The sequence below is a fragment of the Kaistella gelatinilytica genome (genome assembly GCF_015679325.1).
GTDB lineage: Bacteria > Bacteroidota > Bacteroidia > Flavobacteriales > Weeksellaceae > Kaistella > Kaistella gelatinilytica.
On the sequence record NZ_JADPVI010000001.1, the window covers coordinates 782,034 to 796,971 of the forward strand.

Genomic DNA, 14,938 nt, shown 5'->3' on the forward strand with positions numbered 1-14,938 from the left:
TCCTTTATTTTTTTCTATTTGCTAAACTCTTCAATAATTCTTTTATTAAACGCCGGCAAATCATCTGGATTTCTGCTCGTCGTCAAATTGCCATCGGTAACTACTTCTTCATCTTTCCAGATTGCACCCGCATTTTTTAGATCGGTTGAAATTGAGTTGTAAGAGGTCATTGTTTTTCCTTTTACAACATCAGCTTCAATCAAGGTTTGCGGTCCGTGACAAATCGCTGCGACCGGTTTGTCAGCATCAAAGAATGACTTTACAAATTTAACTGCATTTTTATCACTTCTCAAAGCATCGGGATTAATAACTCCACCAGGTAAAAGCAATCCATCATAATCGCTCACATTAGCTTCTGATAGGGTTTTATCAACATTCACGGGATCGCTCCATTGATGATCTTTCATGCTTTTAATTTTTCCGGCTTTGAGCGAAACAACTTCCACCGTCGCGCCAGCTTCTTTTAAGGCTTTCACCGGGCTTTCTAATTCCGATTGTTCGTAACCATCTGTTGCAAGAACTGCAATCTTTTTATTTTCTAAGGTATTCATAAATTTTATTTGGAATATTAAAAACAGAAATTGTGCCTTAACGATCGAATTAAGATTTATTTAGGAAAATTTCTAAAATTTTTAACTGTTATAAAAATGCTCATAAAAAAAGCGGTTATAAAACCGCTTTGTAATTATTTTGCCTTGATGTTGATCTCTGATTTTGCTAATTTGGTCAAATCCTTATCACAGGTTTTTTCCTCTCTTAAAGTTTCGAGAAGAAGCTGTAAAACCTCCTTATGTCCAAGTAATTTGGCGTAAGTCGCCAGTGTACCATATGAAGCGATCTCGTAATGTTCCACTTTTTGTGCGGCTGCGATAATACCCGCATCTCGTACTGCACCAGGTTCAGTTTCTTTCAGGATTTCTTCAGCCTCTTTTAAAATACCGTTCATTGCTTCACATTTAACGGCTTCAGGTTTTAATTTCAAAGCTTTAAATGCTTTTTCTAAACGCGTAACCTGTACTTTAGTTTCAGCTAAATGTCCGTTAACAGCAGCTGTTAATTTTCTAGACGTTGCATTTTTTGCCATCTTCGGAAGATTTTTTACGAGCGCTTCTTCAGCCCAGTATAGATCTTTCAAACCATCGATCATAAAATCTTTCAGTTGATCTGCTGCATCTTTTTTTGGAGCAACTTTTCCTGTCTTTGCTTGTTTCTTTGCCATAATTTAATTTTTTAATAGTTTCTTCAAAACCAAAAATATGCCAAAGGAAGACCACGAAAATATCGTATTGACCATTTTTCCTACTAGAAAGAAATTTAATCCTCAATATTTAAATTGACACTATTTAATCGGAGAGAGTTTAAAATAACGGAAACAGAACTGAAACTCATCGCTGCAGCTGCAATCATTGGACTCAACAGAATTCCGAAAAAAGGGTAGAGCAAACCTGCTGCAATCGGGATTCCAAGGGTGTTGTAAATGAAAGCAAAAAAGAGATTTTCTTTAATATTCTTCAGTAATTTCTCGCTTAAAATTTTCGCTTTTGCAACACCCAGAATATCGCCTTTCAATAAAGTTATTTGCGCGCTTTCGATAGCAACATCGGTTCCGGTTCCCATTGCAATCCCTACGTTGGATTGTGCTAAAGCCGGAGCATCATTAATTCCGTCGCCGGTCATTGCTACGATTTTACCCTCTTTTTGAAGTTCTTTAATTTTATTTAATTTATCCTGAGGAAGACAATTGGCAAAATATTTTTCGATGCCTAATTCTTTGGCAACTGCTTTTGCGGTATGTTCGTTATCACCCGTCATCATGATGACTTCAACATCATTTTGCTGAAGAAACTGAATGGCTTTTTTTGAACTTTGTTTGATATTATCTGAAAAACTCAGTATCCCTAAAAACTGATTGCCTTTTGCGAGGAAAGAAATGGTTTTTGCCTGGTCTTCGTTTTCTGTGATTTTCTGTTTTAAAGGACCAGGAATTTCAATATTAAATTGTTTTAAAAGGGAAGTATTTCCGAGTATAACGATTTCGCCATTGATGGTTCCTTTGACCCCTTTTCCGGAAATATTTTCAAAGTTTTCAACTTTTTCAAAAGCGCGATTTTCTTTTTTAAATTCATTCAGAACTGCATTCGAAAGTGGATGTTCAGAGTTTTGATTTAAGGATGCCGCTAATTTTAAAACCAAAGATTTATCGATATTCTCATTTGGAATCACTTCATCTAATTTTGGCTTTCCTTCAGTTAATGTCCCTGTTTTATCCGTAATTAGAACATTTACTTTATGCATTTGTTCAAGTGCTTCAGCATTCTTAATCAGAATTCCATTTTTAGCACCTTTCGCAATTCCGACGGTTAAAGCCATCGGTGTTGCCAATCCAACAGCACATGGACAAGCGACAATTAGAACTGCAACAGCATTGACCAAAGCGTAAATTAAAGCATTTTCTCCACCGAAAATTCGCCATAAAATAAAGGTCAAGATTGAAATTCCAATGACTGTAGGAACAAATATTTTAGAAATTTTATCTGCTAATTTTTGAATCGGTGCTTTGCTTCGGCTCGCTTCATTAACCATTTTAATGATTTGGGAAAGCAAGGTTTCATCACCAACTTTTTCGGCGGTCATCAAAAATGAACCGTTGCCATTAATTGTTCCGGAAGTCACTTTCATTCCCGAACTTTTCTCCGTCGGCATCGGTTCGCCTGTGATCATGCTTTCATCAACGGTAGAATTTCCTTCTGTAATTTTTCCATCGACCGGAATTTTTTCACCTGGTTTTACTCTTAGTAAATTGCCGATCTTTACTTCTGAAAGCGGAACCTTCTTTTCAATATTATCGATGATCAAATTGGCTTCATCGGGAGAAAGATTCATCAATTCCTCAATTGCTTTTCCTGTTTTTTGATGTGCTCTGGCTTCAAGCATTTGACCCATAATCACTAAAGTTAAAATCACACACACCGATTCAAAATACAGCGGTGTTTTTCCGCCATGCGAAATTTCGTGCGGTAATATTTCCGGAAAAAATAAAGCGAGTAAACTGAAGAAGAAAGCTGCAGCTGAACCTAAAGCAATTAAGGAAAACATATTTAGATTCCAGGTTTTAAAGGAAATAAAACCACGTTTTAATAAAAACCAACCCGCATAAAAAATTACCGGAATTGAAAGTGCTAATTCCAGAAATCCCTGCGTTTGATGAGAAAATGGAAATTCAAACCACATTCCGCCCATTGATAAAATGAACACAGGAATGGTGAAAATTAAGGAAATTAAAAATTTATTTCTTAAAAGTTTATAAGTGTCGTCATCCGATGTTTTCTCGCCCTTCTCCGGAATTTTTACGAGATCCATGCCACAAACGGGACAACCAACATTAGAATCATAAACTTTGTCGCCTTCACAAAACATTGGGCAATAATACTTTCCAGCATTATTTTCTTGATCAATAATGGGTGTTTTTTCATCTTCCTTATGATGATGAGTTGAAGCGTCGACTAAATCCTGTGTAATTGCTTCGAGATGCATGTGGCAAACAGGACAGCCAATATCTGAAGGATAAGTTTTATCGCTTTCACAAAACATCGGACAAAAATATTCACTGAGTTTATCTTTGAAACTTTCGGGTAAATTGGTTTTTGAAAAAGTTTGGGTTTTGTTTTTGTAATCGGCTCTTTCCTCGATCGGAACTAAGAACATATTGCACGTTGGACAACGTTTTCCTTGGGTGAAATAGACTTTTTCGCCTTCACATTCCATCGGACAATAGTAAACGGAACTGGGGGAAATTCTCTCGGAGGGAGGAATATTATTTTGAGACATTTTTATTTTTTTTACCAGACATAGGATTTTACCCCATTCATTAGTTAAAACGTCACCGGGTGACTTTATTCTTCCTGATCGTTCAAACGGTCGGAGATAAATTCAATTTGCGTTTTGCCGTGTTCGGTCGGTTTACCATCGTGATCTACGCCAACAAATACAATTTTATCAATGGTAATAATAGTCTGCCGCGTCATCATGTTTCGAACATCACACGCTAAAGTAATCGAAGTTCTGCCAAAAGCAATCGCTTCAATTCCAATTTCGATGATATCGCCCTGTTTTGCAGAACTTACAAAATTAATTTCAGAAATATATTTAGTCACACATCGCGGAGTTTCTAACTGTACAATAGCATAAAGCGCAGATTCTTCGTCGATCCACTGCAACAATTTTCCTCCAAATAAAGTTTGGTTTGGATTTAAATCTTCGGGCTTGATCCATTTTCGGGTATGATAGTTCATTTTTTTTAATTTATCTTGTAAAGACAAGTTTTGTTTGGGTCGACAAATCTTCGTCGATGCGGTAATTTTCGAGGTTGAATGCCTTGACTTCTTCTAAAGTTTTCACATCATTCAACGCACAAAATCTGGTGACTAAACCTCTCGCATGCTTCGTATAAACAACGATGGTTTTTAGTTTTCCTTCTTTGTAATCGTAAAATTCGAAATCGATGATCGGTGCTTTTACTTTTGACTGATCAATGACTTTAAAATATTCCTTACTGGCTAAATTGAGAACGATATCTTTTGAATTTAATTCGCTGTTAAGTTGTTCGGTAACTTTCTCTTTCCAAAATTCGTAGAGATTTTTATGTCCGTCAAACTTAAATTTCCGTCCCATTTCTAAGCGATACAGCATAATTCGGTCGGAAGGTTTCAGCAAACCATATAATCCGGAAATAATACGGTAATTTTTCTGCAGATACTTAATCGATTTTTCATCTAAAGATTTGGCATCTAATCCGCGATAAACTTCGCCACTGAATGCCATTAAAGCAGGTGCTGATTCCTTAGCAGAAGGTTTAGATTTCCATTTTTGATTGCGATCCCAGTTTTCATCTGCTAATTTTGACGAAATCTCCATGAGTTCGGAGAGGTATTTTGGTGATTTGTGTTTTAAGGTTTTCTGAATTTGCTCAGCTTCATGAATGAAATGCGGTTGTGTTGTTTTTAAAAAGGCACTCGTGTTTTCGATATTCATGAGTTTTGCTGGCGATGATATAATTTTCATTTCTGAATTAATTGAATGTTGTTATTAAACTAAAAAATGGAGTAGAAGCGAGATCTTGCGTCCCGTGCTGAGTAGAGCTCTTTTTTTGGAACAAAGTGGAAGAAAAAAAGCGGGAATCTCATTTTCAAGACAAGAGAAAAAACGCCCAAATAAAAAATAATAAATTAAATTTCGCCTTTCCCCTGACGCAAAATTTCAGGTTCACCACTTGTTAGATCTACGATGGTCGAGGCTATATTATCCCCATAACCGCAATCGATGACGATATCTACCAAGTTGTCATATTTTTCGGCAATCAACTCAGGATCGGTGGAGTATTCAATGACTTCATCATCATCTTTAATGGAAGTCGAGGCAATTGGATGACCTAATTTCTCAACGATCATCTGCGGAATAATGTGATCGGGAACTCGAATTCCGACTGTTTTCTTGCCTTTGTAGGCGAGTGGTAAACTTTTATTGGCTTCCAAAATAAAGGTAAAAGGACCGGGAATATGAGTTTTCAAAAAACGAAAAACAGAAGTGTCGATGGGTTTTGTAAAGTTTGAAAGATGGCTTAAGTCGTTGCAAATGATAGAAAAGTGAGCTTTTTCTAACTTCACTTTTTTAATCTGCGCTAATTTTTCCATCGCACGAATATCGAATATATTGCATCCTAACGCATAAATAGTATCTGATGGATAAATAATGATACCACCATTATTTAAGGATTTTACTACCTCTGCGATGAGATTTTCCTGAGGATTATCGGGATATATTTTAAGAATTTTTGCCATATACAAATTTAAGAAAAAATAGGTAAACAAACATTTTTTAAAAAAAATTTGGAAGTTATCATAATAGTTGTACATTTGCACCACAATAACGCGGGGTAGAGCAGTAGGTAGCTCGTCGGGCTCATAACCCGGAGGTCGCACGTTCGAGTCGTGTCTCCGCTACTAAGTAAAGAGAATCAAGAAATTGGTTCTCTTTTTTTGTGGAGTTAGGTGTGGGTTTCGGGGATTATAGATTAATATAAAATTGGGGAGATAAGAAATTCAAACGAGATATCTTTGCAAGCATTTGATATAAAAGCTTCTATAAATTATTTACCATTTACTATGATTTATACAGCAAATGATCAGGAAATGTTGTATATTTGCACCATAATAACGCGGGGTAGAGCAGTAGGTAGCTCGTCGGGCTCATAACCCGGAGGTCGCACGTTCGAGTCGTGTCTCCGCTACTAATTTAAGAGAATCAAGAAATTGGGTCTCTTTTTTTGTGCGCAAAAATGATAGTTTGTTAAAATACAAAAACTTGTAGAGTCAAAAATTGAGACCGAAAAAAATAAAAAAAGCCAAACGAATCGTCTGGCTTTTTTCTCGCTATCTTTAGAAAGCTATTGTTTAATGATCTTGATATTACTTTGTCCCAAAGAATTAGTAATGCTAATGAAATAAACTCCAGCAGGTTGTGAAGTTAAATCAATGCTTGAACTGTTAAAGTTAGAAATATTTTGCTGACTAATTTTTCTTCCTGTGGTATCGTAAATTCTCAGATCTGTATTTCCAGCGATAACTTTATCGCTCTTAATGTAAAATATCCCATTACCTGGATTAGGGTAAAGTTGATATGGATTAGAATCTATCGCAGTATTTGCGACTCCCAGCGGCGTAGTAATTGTTCCTCCAGATAATTTATACAGGTAAGCAAATGCCTGATAATATTGATTGGCAATATTTAAGTCATGCACGATTAAAGTGTTTTCATCATTTTTAGTTTCAGCAGAAGAGCTCCAGTTGTGAGATCCTACAAGAACTAGGGGATCAGAGATGCTGTTATAATTATCGACTACCATGAATTTGTGATGCATCACACCGCTTGTTGTATCAGTTCTAACCTGACCCGTGCTGATTCCCGCCTGTAGAGCAGCCTTCTGATTCCCTTGTGGATTTTGAGTATCCATGATCAATTGGGTAGAAACCAGATCATTAGAATACTTGGAAATGAGAGCAGAACTAATATCTGATCTCGTAATCAACATCGCTGCAACATCGATATCCGTATTCGCACTATTGATCGCATTAATTATTTTAGCGGTAGTTCCATCGCTCGGACTAAAATAGCTATTGACGATCTTCCCGCCGATGTTGTAAGTGTGTGGTGTATTGTCTAATTTATAGGGACCAAATCTTGAATTTGAATAATCCGGTATTGCAGTGGATGAGCCCCACATTTCTTCAAACTCCATTTGGTAACCCAATGCTAAGGATTGATCCTGGATAACTATTGCACTATTTTTGTCTGGTCCGTCGATTTGCGCCACTGTCCAGTTCGTCGAACCGGTCCAAACTACAGCTTTATTAGCGTCCGAAACATTCGCATCAAAGATGACAAATTTATTGTGCATAATTCCGTAATTTGAATTGTTTGGACTCGCTAATCTTGGGATTGAACTGTTTAATAATGGGATCATTGAACTGCCCGTACTTCCGTCGTAAATAATTCTTACCTGTACACCTCTTGCAAAAGCACTGTTGATCGAGCCTGCAATTCCGTTAACAGAACTTGGTGAATAGGAGTTGTAAATAGCAATATCAAGTGAAGTATTACAGGCGTTGATATATGAAATCAGCTTTTCGTCTAACTGGTTTCCAAGATTTACCGCATTTTGTCCCTGGCTGTAACTCGTATCGACCGGATGATTAAAATAAACGTTGATCGCTCCTGTTGATTTTGATGGAGTAGCGATATAACTGGTTTGAAAACCTAAATATTCGCCTTCGAGTATTTGATAATCTAATTTGATAATTGAACTTGGTTCAGTATTATTTAAAGTATACACGAAATGTTTATCATCAATATTATTTAATGAAACTTCCCTTTTATCGAGGCCAGAAAATGCTTTCGCGATGACCGCATGATCAAACTGTAATTCGATGGTATTGTTGTGATAGGTAATTTTGAAATCTCTTTCCTTGGAGGAAATCTGCCCAAAAATTATAATGCTTTGCAGAAATAAAAGTGAAAATAGTAAATTCTTCTTCATAATTAAATATTATTAATAATTTTGTAAAATTACAATAATTATTAACCGTAACGAAGAACTATTCTATGTGTTGTATAATGTAAAGTATTTCAATTCATGATACAAAATTTCGACAAAATATTTCTGATCAATATTTTTAAAGGGATAGGATTTGAAATATAATGTGATTTTATTAAGAATAAATCTTAGTTCTTCTATCTCGCAGTCTGTTAAACCTTCTCTAAAAATCGACCGTATTTTTCTGATTTCGCATAATTTTCTACAAAATTTTCATTTTCAAAATTTTTTTTTCCACCTACCATTACCATTGTAACAACGCCTTCATTTCTGTTAACTAATCTTTCGTAGTTTCCAAATTCTTCAATAGCATTGAGTTCGACGTTTTCTGTAATATTTTTAAAATTTGCCGGATCGATGATGACCAGATCGGCGACTTTTCCTTTTGCTAAATATCCACAATCGAGATTAAACCAATCTCCCTGTTCTTTTGTGAGGCGCCAAATACACTTTTCCATCGTCATGATCGGAGCTCCTTTATCGATGGAGTCCTGCACTATTTTAATCATCTTTAAAGGAAAATTGTAGAACGCCATATTGTTAAGATGAGCTCCTGCATCAGAAAAACTGATTAAATTATAAGGGAAATTATACAATGATTTATACTTTTTCTTCCTGTCATTCGCAATCGTGGTTGTCCATCTTATTTTTTTATCATACTGAATAATAGTGTCCAGAAATACATCGACAGGATGTTGATTTTTTTCTTCCGCGATTTGGTAGAAATTCTTTCCTATTAATGTTTGATCCGGACAATCAATAATCACGGCTTTGCTTAAATCTTTATGCCAGACTTTGGGAGCAAATTTTTTCTTAATTTCTCTTTTAAAATTCTCTCTGAATTTCGGATCGTTAATGAGCGCATCCCTTTTATCCAGTTCTTTTGCAAGATCCCGAAGTGCTTCTCCACTCGGAAATTCTTCAAACATCACCGAATCGACCCCATCATAATAAACGGTAAAAGGAATCGGCGGTGATTGCATGCGAAAATTTGCATTTCCCAAAACATTTGCACTTCTGGACGCAAAAGCAATAAGCGGATAAATATATCGATCTCCAATCAAATCCATCATCGCAATCATGGTTGTTTTTAGTGGTTTTCGAAATATTCCGGTACTTGCAAATAGGTAATTGAAAGCATTTATTCTGGTTACCAAATTAGGTGCACCCTGAAGGATCGCATCTCTTTTTCTCAGCAATTCGATTAAACTTTTTCTTTCTTTCCAGGAGGAGTAAAAAGACGGCGTTTTATGAGACCAATATTTATTTCCATCCATTTTATCCCACGGATTATCCATGGTGGACAAACCTATAAATCCAGCATCTAAAGCATCAGTCAGCATTTTTAACATCTGATCTTCTTCTGCTTTTGTCGCGGATTCTCCATCTTTTAAGGAGCGCTCAATTCCCATCGCCTTCATTCGAATATCAGAATGGCCAATAAATGATGCAACGTTGATTCCTAATGGTAATTTATTGATGTATTCTTTCCATTCCCTCGGTGAAGTCCAGGTTTTTTCTTTTTCTAAAAGCGGCAACATCACTTCTCGAGGAATAGCTTCAACTCTGGTAAATGAATCCGCGGTATCTTCAGGATTATTAAAAACAGCAGAGACGGAACAACTTCCTAAAATAATTGTAGTAACGCCGTGTCTTGCAGATTCCTTCAAACCTGGAGACGCCAAAACTTCTGCGTCGTAATGCGTGTGTGAATCCACAAAACCGGGAACGATCCATTTTCCGTCTGCTTCAATAATTTTTAAACCTGATTCGTCGAAAGAATTGCAGGGACCGATTTCAGATATTCTACCGAATTCATCAATTAGTACATCTTTTTTCATTGCTTTCTCTTCTGGCAATCCAGAAAAAAAAAGTCCATTTTTAATAAGTGTTTTCATTATTTATTGTTCAGTTTAAAAGATAACTTCCAGTAGTTTTTTACAAAAAATCACTTCAGGTGACTCTTAATTCTCTCCATTAACATCGTAATTATTCTTCTGTTGAATTCTTTACTTTCTAAACTATAACTTTCCAATTCCTCGGGGGTAAACATGCCGATTGTGATTCCGATGAAGGTATTTTTGAGAGCAACATCTTTTTGAAGACTTTGTTCGATGAAAATTCGTTTTTTATCTTTTCCAAGCGCACTAAGATCTGTCTTTTGTCGAACTGCGTATGCATGAAATAAAGTCATATAAATATCATTCTGCAATTTCAAAATCGGGCGCAAAGTTTGGTTTTGAAAGTTTTCTATTGCTGTACTTGCTTCTATAATTGGCAGGTCTAAAGTTTCTCTTAAATCTAATTTACTTATCATTTTGAAGGAAATTTTTGAATATTGTTTAAACAAAAATAACCATTATTTACTCAAATGTGGAGTAAAAGTAAAGTATAAACTAATCGATACATTACAACATCAAATCGGCGAATCACCAAATGATCACATCAAATTTTCCATATATTTGAAATATGAAAATTTTGCATACCGCCGATTGGCATTTAGGTAAAAAATTAGACCGTTTTTCTCGTTTAGAAGAGCAAATTCTAGTGCTGGAAGAAATCATTGAAATTGCTGATGAAAAAGATGTTGATCTCGTTTTAATTGTAGGCGACCTATTTGATAATTTCAATCCAGGTGTGGAAGCCATTGAATTATTTTATAAAACTTTAAAACGTTTAACTTCCAACGGAAGACGGCCTGTAATCGCCATTTCCGGTAATCATGATTCTCCTTATCTTATTGATTCCCCCGATCCTTTGGCGCGTGAATGCGGAATTATTTTAATCGGTCATCCCAATGCGAAAGTTCAACCCATGGAACTGGAACATTTTAAAATTACCAATTCTACAGAAGGTTTTTTCGAAATCCAATTAAAAAATCAAAATTTTCCCGTTCGAATTTTACATACACCTTATGCAAGTGAAGTCCGTTTAAAAGAATATTTCGGAGAAAATAAAGAAGCCGAATTGAACCGAGTTTTAGCAGAAAACTGGGCAGAAAATGCCGAGAATTTCTGTGATGAAAAGGGCGTGAATTTACTGATGGCGCATTTGTACATGAACAAAAAAGGAGCTGCAATCTTGGAAGAACCGGAAGGCGAGAAACCCATTAAAATCGGGAATGCAGATCTTATTTTTTCTGAAAGTATTCCACCCCAAATTCAATACACGGCTTTAGGACATCTCCACGCTTTCAATAATATTGGAACTCCGGAAAAACCAGTTGTTTATTCTTCCTCGCCGTTGTGTTACAGTTTCAGTGAAGCCGGACAAACGAAGTCTGTTTCAATCATTGATGCAGAACCGAATCAGAACGTTACTTTTGAAAAGGTTCTTTTGAAAACCGGAAAATCTCTGCATCGAAAATCTTTTGATTCAGTAGAAAAAACAGTAGAGTGGTTGAGCGAAAATCCCAACTGTTTGGTCGAGATCACTTTGGAAAGCGAAACTTTTTTGAAAGCCGAAGAACGCAAGCAAATTTATAATGCTCATGGCGGAATCGTCCATTTAATTCCGAAAGTTAAAAACCAGGAGTTCAATGAAAATAACTTATCTGAAATCAATTTGGGACAGGAACTTTTGCCTTTGTTTAAAGACTATTTTAAATCGAAGAATGCGGGTCAGGACGCAAATGAAGACCTTATTAAACTTTTTCAGGAAATTTCAAATTAGTAATTTATGATTCCAATTCAACTCACGATCGAAGGTTTATATTCTTACCAAAAACGACAAACCATCGATTTTACAACTTTAACAGAAGCCGGACTTTTCGGTATTTTCGGACAGGTTGGTTCCGGAAAATCTTCTATTTTGGAAGCGATCTCTTATGCGCTTTATGGCGAAACTGAACGTTTACACAGCCGTGATAATCGCGCTTACAATATGATGAATCTGAAATCAAACCGTTCTTATATTGAGTTTGATTTTGTCAATTTTGAAAATAAAAAATTTCGGGCAACACGGGAATTTAAAAGAAATTCTAAAAACTTTGAAGATGTAAAAACTTCTGCGGTTTTTTACGAATGGAAAAACGAAAATTGGGTGACGCTGGAAACGACAAAAGCTGATGAAATTATTGGATTGAGTTATGCCAATTTCAAACGCACGATCATTATTCCTCAAGGTCAGTTCAAGGAATTTTTAGAACTCGGTGCTAAAGACAGAACCGTAATGATGAAAGAGATTTTCGGGCTGGAAAGGTTTGATCTTCAAAATAAAGTCATGTCTTTAAATTCCGATAACAAAACGAAACTTGATAATTTGGAAGGTCAGTTGAAAGGTTTTGAAGAAGTCAATGAAGAACAGATTCTGGGTCAAAAAGAAATTTTAACGCAACAAATCGAAATTTTTAATACGATTAATCTCGAATTTAAAAATCTGGAGAAAAAATATCAACTTCAAAAAAATCTAAAAATAGATTTTGAAAATTTAAATCAAAAAAAAGAACAGTTCAAAAAGCTGGAAATTCAGAAAACTGATATTGATCTTTTAGAAAAAAAGACAGAAAAATTTGATCAGGTTTATCGGATTTTCAGTCCATTACTTTCAGAAAAATCGAAGCTGGATAAATCGAAAACTTCGCTTATTAAAGAAAAGTCGGAGCAAAGTGCATTGTTATCAAAGACAGAAACAGATTTTCAATCCCTTAAAAAAGATCTGGAAGCGATTTTGCCAAAATATAAAGCTTTGGAGGAAAATAAAACTCAGGAACATGATTTGAATTTAATCGTCCAAATGTTGGGTTCTGCGCAGGAAATTGTAAAATTAAAAGAGCGCACAAAAAATGGAGCAGAAAAGGTTAAAGAAGTATCGAATATCCAGGAACTCATTAAAGAAAAAATTACAGATCTCAATAAGAATTTGGAAACTTTAAAAGCTAAAAGAATCGATGCTAATTTATTGCTGAATGTGGGAAATTGGTTTTCTGCGAATAAAAATTTGACTCAATCTTTTTCGAATCAATCGCAAAAAGTAACAGATTGTAAAGCAAATATTCAACAGATTTTTTCTGAGTTAAAAGCTTTAAAAATCAATGAAGAAAGCTTTTTGGATGATTTCAATTCTAAAAATGACGCCATTGAAAAAGAGAAAAAAAATCTAGCCGAAAAAAGAAATCATCTGGAAGTTCAGCAAAAACTCGCACATTTTTCTACCGAATTACACGATGGAGAATCTTGTCCATTGTGTGGCGCTTTTGAACATCCGAATATTGTGGAATTCGCAGACGTGAAAATTGAAATTGATAGTGTTGAAAAGCAACTGCAGAATTTAGATGAACAGCAAAATGAACTTCGCAAAGAATATTCAAATATTGAAAAAATTGTGGAAAGAAAAAAGATTTTCGAAAACCAGTTAAAAGCGGAAGAGGAAATTTGCAGTCAACTCAAAATGCAACAGGATAATCATGTAAAAACTTTTGAATGGAAAGAATTTTCGGCGGAAAAAGAAGCGGAATTTGAGCTCAAGAGAAAAGAATCTTTTGACGTGGAAAAACAGATTGAAGAGTTGAATTTGAAGATTGCATCTGAACAAAAAAATCTCACAGATTCGCAGGTTAATCTTGATAAATTCAACAAAGCTTTGCAGGATTTTCAACTTCAGGAAAAAGAAGTAGAAACTCAGATTTCCAGTAATCAATCGAATTTGAAAGTATTAAAATGGAATGATTTCAAAGAAAAAGAAAAATTCGAAGTAGAAGAAAATCTCGCAAAACTGAAAATCTCTAATTGCGAAACAGAGGAAACATATCAAATTTTAATTAAAAAAGAAGCAGAACTTTCTCCCAAAGTTGCCGAACAAAAAACCATTGTTAAGCAGCTGGAGAAAAGAATTTTAGAAATTGAAAAGGAAATTTCAGAAAACTTATCAAATTTAAATGAGGCCTTAATTACCAATAAATTTAATGAAATTTCAGAAGTTCAGGAAATTCTGGCGGAAGAAATTAATGTGGTCGAAATTCGGAAAAAAGTTCAGGAATTTAATATTGATTTCGGAACACTCAAAAATAGTATTGGAGAATTAGCCGAGAAATTAAAAGATTTTACTTTTGATGAAACAGAATTTATCACTCTGGAAAACGACTTTAAAATTAAAGAAACAGAAACCAAATCTGCGAGTGAAAATTTGATCAAACTCAAAACAGAAATAGATAGGCTGGAAATTGAATTTAAGAAAAAAGAAGGTCTTTTAAAGGATTTATCCCAACTTCAAAAACGAGCAGAAAATTTGAATATCATGACGAATCTCTTTAAAGGAGCAGGTTTTGTGCAATATGCTTCTTCCATTTATTTAAGGCAGTTGTGTGATCATGCCAATATTCGTTTTCACAGGATGACACGAAATCAACTGAGTTTGCAACTCAATGAAAACAATGATTTTGAAATTATCGATTACTTAAATGAAGGCAAAAAACGCAGCGTCAAGACTTTATCCGGCGGACAATCTTTTCAGGTTTCCTTGAGTTTAGCTTTGGCTTTGGCTGAAAGTGTACAGTCAAATGCGAAAGCAGAACGTAATTTTTTCTTTATCGATGAAGGTTTCGGAACACAGGATCCGGAATCTGTGCAAGTCGTCTTTGAAACTTTATTAAGTCTTCAAAAAGAAAACAGGATCGTGGGAATTATTTCTCACGTGGAAGAATTGAAAGAGAAAATGCCGATTTCACTCAATATTCGGAAAGATGATGAAGGAGGAAGTTTGATTGAAGTAGTGTAATATTTTTAAAGGAATATTTTCAAACTTTTTAAAATAAAGAAGCCAGGAAATCTCTCTATTCCTGGCTTTATCATT

11 protein-coding genes and 2 tRNA genes are annotated in these 14,938 nt (G+C 35.2%); 4 read left to right on the forward strand and 9 right to left on the reverse strand.

Going from position 1 to position 14,938, the window contains the following annotated elements:
- Positions 1–14: 14 nt before the first annotated feature.
- The 6 genes from IV494_RS03415 to IV494_RS03440 all read right to left on the reverse strand — a co-directional run bounded on the left by IV494_RS03415 (position 15) and on the right by IV494_RS03440 (position 5,837).
- Positions 15–551: a type 1 glutamine amidotransferase domain-containing protein gene (locus IV494_RS03415; protein WP_196078758.1), complete on the reverse strand. Its 537-nt coding sequence runs from the start codon at positions 549–551 to the stop codon at positions 15–17.
- A 134-nt stretch (positions 552–685) separates the two neighbouring features.
- Complete coding sequence (locus tag IV494_RS03420) at positions 686–1,219, reverse strand: YciE/YciF ferroxidase family protein (RefSeq protein ID WP_196078759.1); 534 nt, start codon at positions 1,217–1,219, stop codon at positions 686–688.
- 95 nt (positions 1,220–1,314) lie between these two features.
- Positions 1,315–3,828, reverse strand: a complete 2,514-nt coding sequence (locus IV494_RS03425) for a copper-transporting P-type ATPase (protein ID WP_196078760.1) — start codon at positions 3,826–3,828, stop codon at positions 1,315–1,317.
- A 65-nt stretch (positions 3,829–3,893) separates the two neighbouring features.
- Positions 3,894–4,292, reverse strand: coding sequence for an acyl-CoA thioesterase (locus tag IV494_RS03430; protein WP_196078761.1), 399 nt, complete (start codon positions 4,290–4,292; stop codon positions 3,894–3,896).
- 10 nt (positions 4,293–4,302) lie between these two features.
- On the reverse strand, positions 4,303–5,061 hold the full coding sequence (gene yaaA / locus IV494_RS03435; protein ID WP_196078762.1) for a peroxide stress protein YaaA: 759 nt from the start codon (positions 5,059–5,061) through the stop codon (positions 4,303–4,305).
- A gap of 164 nt (positions 5,062–5,225) precedes the next feature.
- A complete protein-coding gene (locus tag IV494_RS03440) occupies positions 5,226–5,837 on the reverse strand; it encodes an L-threonylcarbamoyladenylate synthase (protein WP_196078763.1) in 612 nt (203 codons plus the stop codon).
- A gap of 89 nt (positions 5,838–5,926) precedes the next feature.
- On the opposite strand from IV494_RS03440, the gene IV494_RS03445 reads away from it, so the two are divergent.
- Together IV494_RS03445 and IV494_RS03450 are read left to right on the forward strand one after the other, a co-directional pair.
- Positions 5,927–5,999 (forward strand) — tRNA-Met (locus IV494_RS03445).
- A 214-nt stretch (positions 6,000–6,213) separates the two neighbouring features.
- A tRNA-Met gene (locus IV494_RS03450) sits at positions 6,214–6,286 on the forward strand.
- A 156-nt stretch (positions 6,287–6,442) separates the two neighbouring features.
- Here IV494_RS03450 and IV494_RS03455 read toward each other — a convergent pair.
- From IV494_RS03455 to IV494_RS03465, 3 genes are all read right to left on the reverse strand, one after another.
- Positions 6,443–8,092 (reverse strand): phospholipase D-like domain-containing protein, encoded by a 1,650-nt coding sequence (locus IV494_RS03455; protein ID WP_196078764.1) that lies wholly within the window; start codon positions 8,090–8,092, stop codon positions 6,443–6,445.
- 209 nt (positions 8,093–8,301) lie between these two features.
- Positions 8,302–10,047, reverse strand: a complete 1,746-nt coding sequence (locus IV494_RS03460; protein WP_196078765.1) for an N-acyl-D-amino-acid deacylase family protein — start codon at positions 10,045–10,047, stop codon at positions 8,302–8,304.
- 50 nt (positions 10,048–10,097) lie between these two features.
- Positions 10,098–10,466 carry a glyoxalase gene (locus IV494_RS03465; RefSeq protein ID WP_196078766.1) on the reverse strand — a complete coding sequence of 123 codons (369 nt, stop codon included), beginning with the start codon at positions 10,464–10,466 and terminating at the stop codon, positions 10,098–10,100.
- A 152-nt stretch (positions 10,467–10,618) separates the two neighbouring features.
- Here IV494_RS03465 and IV494_RS03470 point away from each other — a divergent pair, with 152 nt between their 5' ends.
- Complete coding sequence (locus IV494_RS03470) at positions 10,619–11,821, forward strand: metallophosphoesterase family protein (protein ID WP_196078767.1); 1,203 nt, start codon at positions 10,619–10,621, stop codon at positions 11,819–11,821.
- A gap of 6 nt (positions 11,822–11,827) precedes the next feature.
- Positions 11,828–14,863, forward strand: coding sequence for an AAA family ATPase (locus IV494_RS03475; protein WP_196078768.1), 3,036 nt, complete (start codon positions 11,828–11,830; stop codon positions 14,861–14,863).
- Positions 14,864–14,938: the final 75 nt, after the last annotated feature.

Bases quoted from the DNA above. Each gene is read 5' to 3' on its own strand.
- IV494_RS03430 (WP_196078761.1), bottom strand. From the start codon at position 4,292: ATGAACTATCATACCCGAAAATGGATCAAGCCCGAAGATTTAAATCCA.
- IV494_RS03440 (WP_196078763.1), bottom strand. From the start codon at position 5,837: ATGGCAAAAATTCTTAAAATATATCCCGATAATCCTCAGGAAAATCTC.
- IV494_RS03460 (WP_196078765.1), bottom strand. From the start codon at position 10,047: ATGAAAACACTTATTAAAAATGGACTTTTTTTTTCTGGATTGCCAGAA.
- IV494_RS03415 (WP_196078758.1), bottom strand. From the start codon at position 551: ATGAATACCTTAGAAAATAAAAAGATTGCAGTTCTTGCAACAGATGGT.
- IV494_RS03470 (WP_196078767.1), top strand. From the start codon at position 10,619: ATGAAAATTTTGCATACCGCCGATTGGCATTTAGGTAAAAAATTAGAC.
- IV494_RS03420 (WP_196078759.1), bottom strand. From the start codon at position 1,219: ATGGCAAAGAAACAAGCAAAGACAGGAAAAGTTGCTCCAAAAAAAGAT.
- IV494_RS03475 (WP_196078768.1), top strand. From the start codon at position 11,828: ATGATTCCAATTCAACTCACGATCGAAGGTTTATATTCTTACCAAAAA.
- IV494_RS03465 (WP_196078766.1), bottom strand. From the start codon at position 10,466: ATGATAAGTAAATTAGATTTAAGAGAAACTTTAGACCTGCCAATTATA.
- IV494_RS03425 (WP_196078760.1), bottom strand. From the start codon at position 3,828: ATGTCTCAAAATAATATTCCTCCCTCCGAGAGAATTTCCCCCAGTTCC.
- IV494_RS03455 (WP_196078764.1), bottom strand. From the start codon at position 8,092: ATGAAGAAGAATTTACTATTTTCACTTTTATTTCTGCAAAGCATTATA.
- yaaA (WP_196078762.1), bottom strand. From the start codon at position 5,061: ATGAAAATTATATCATCGCCAGCAAAACTCATGAATATCGAAAACACG.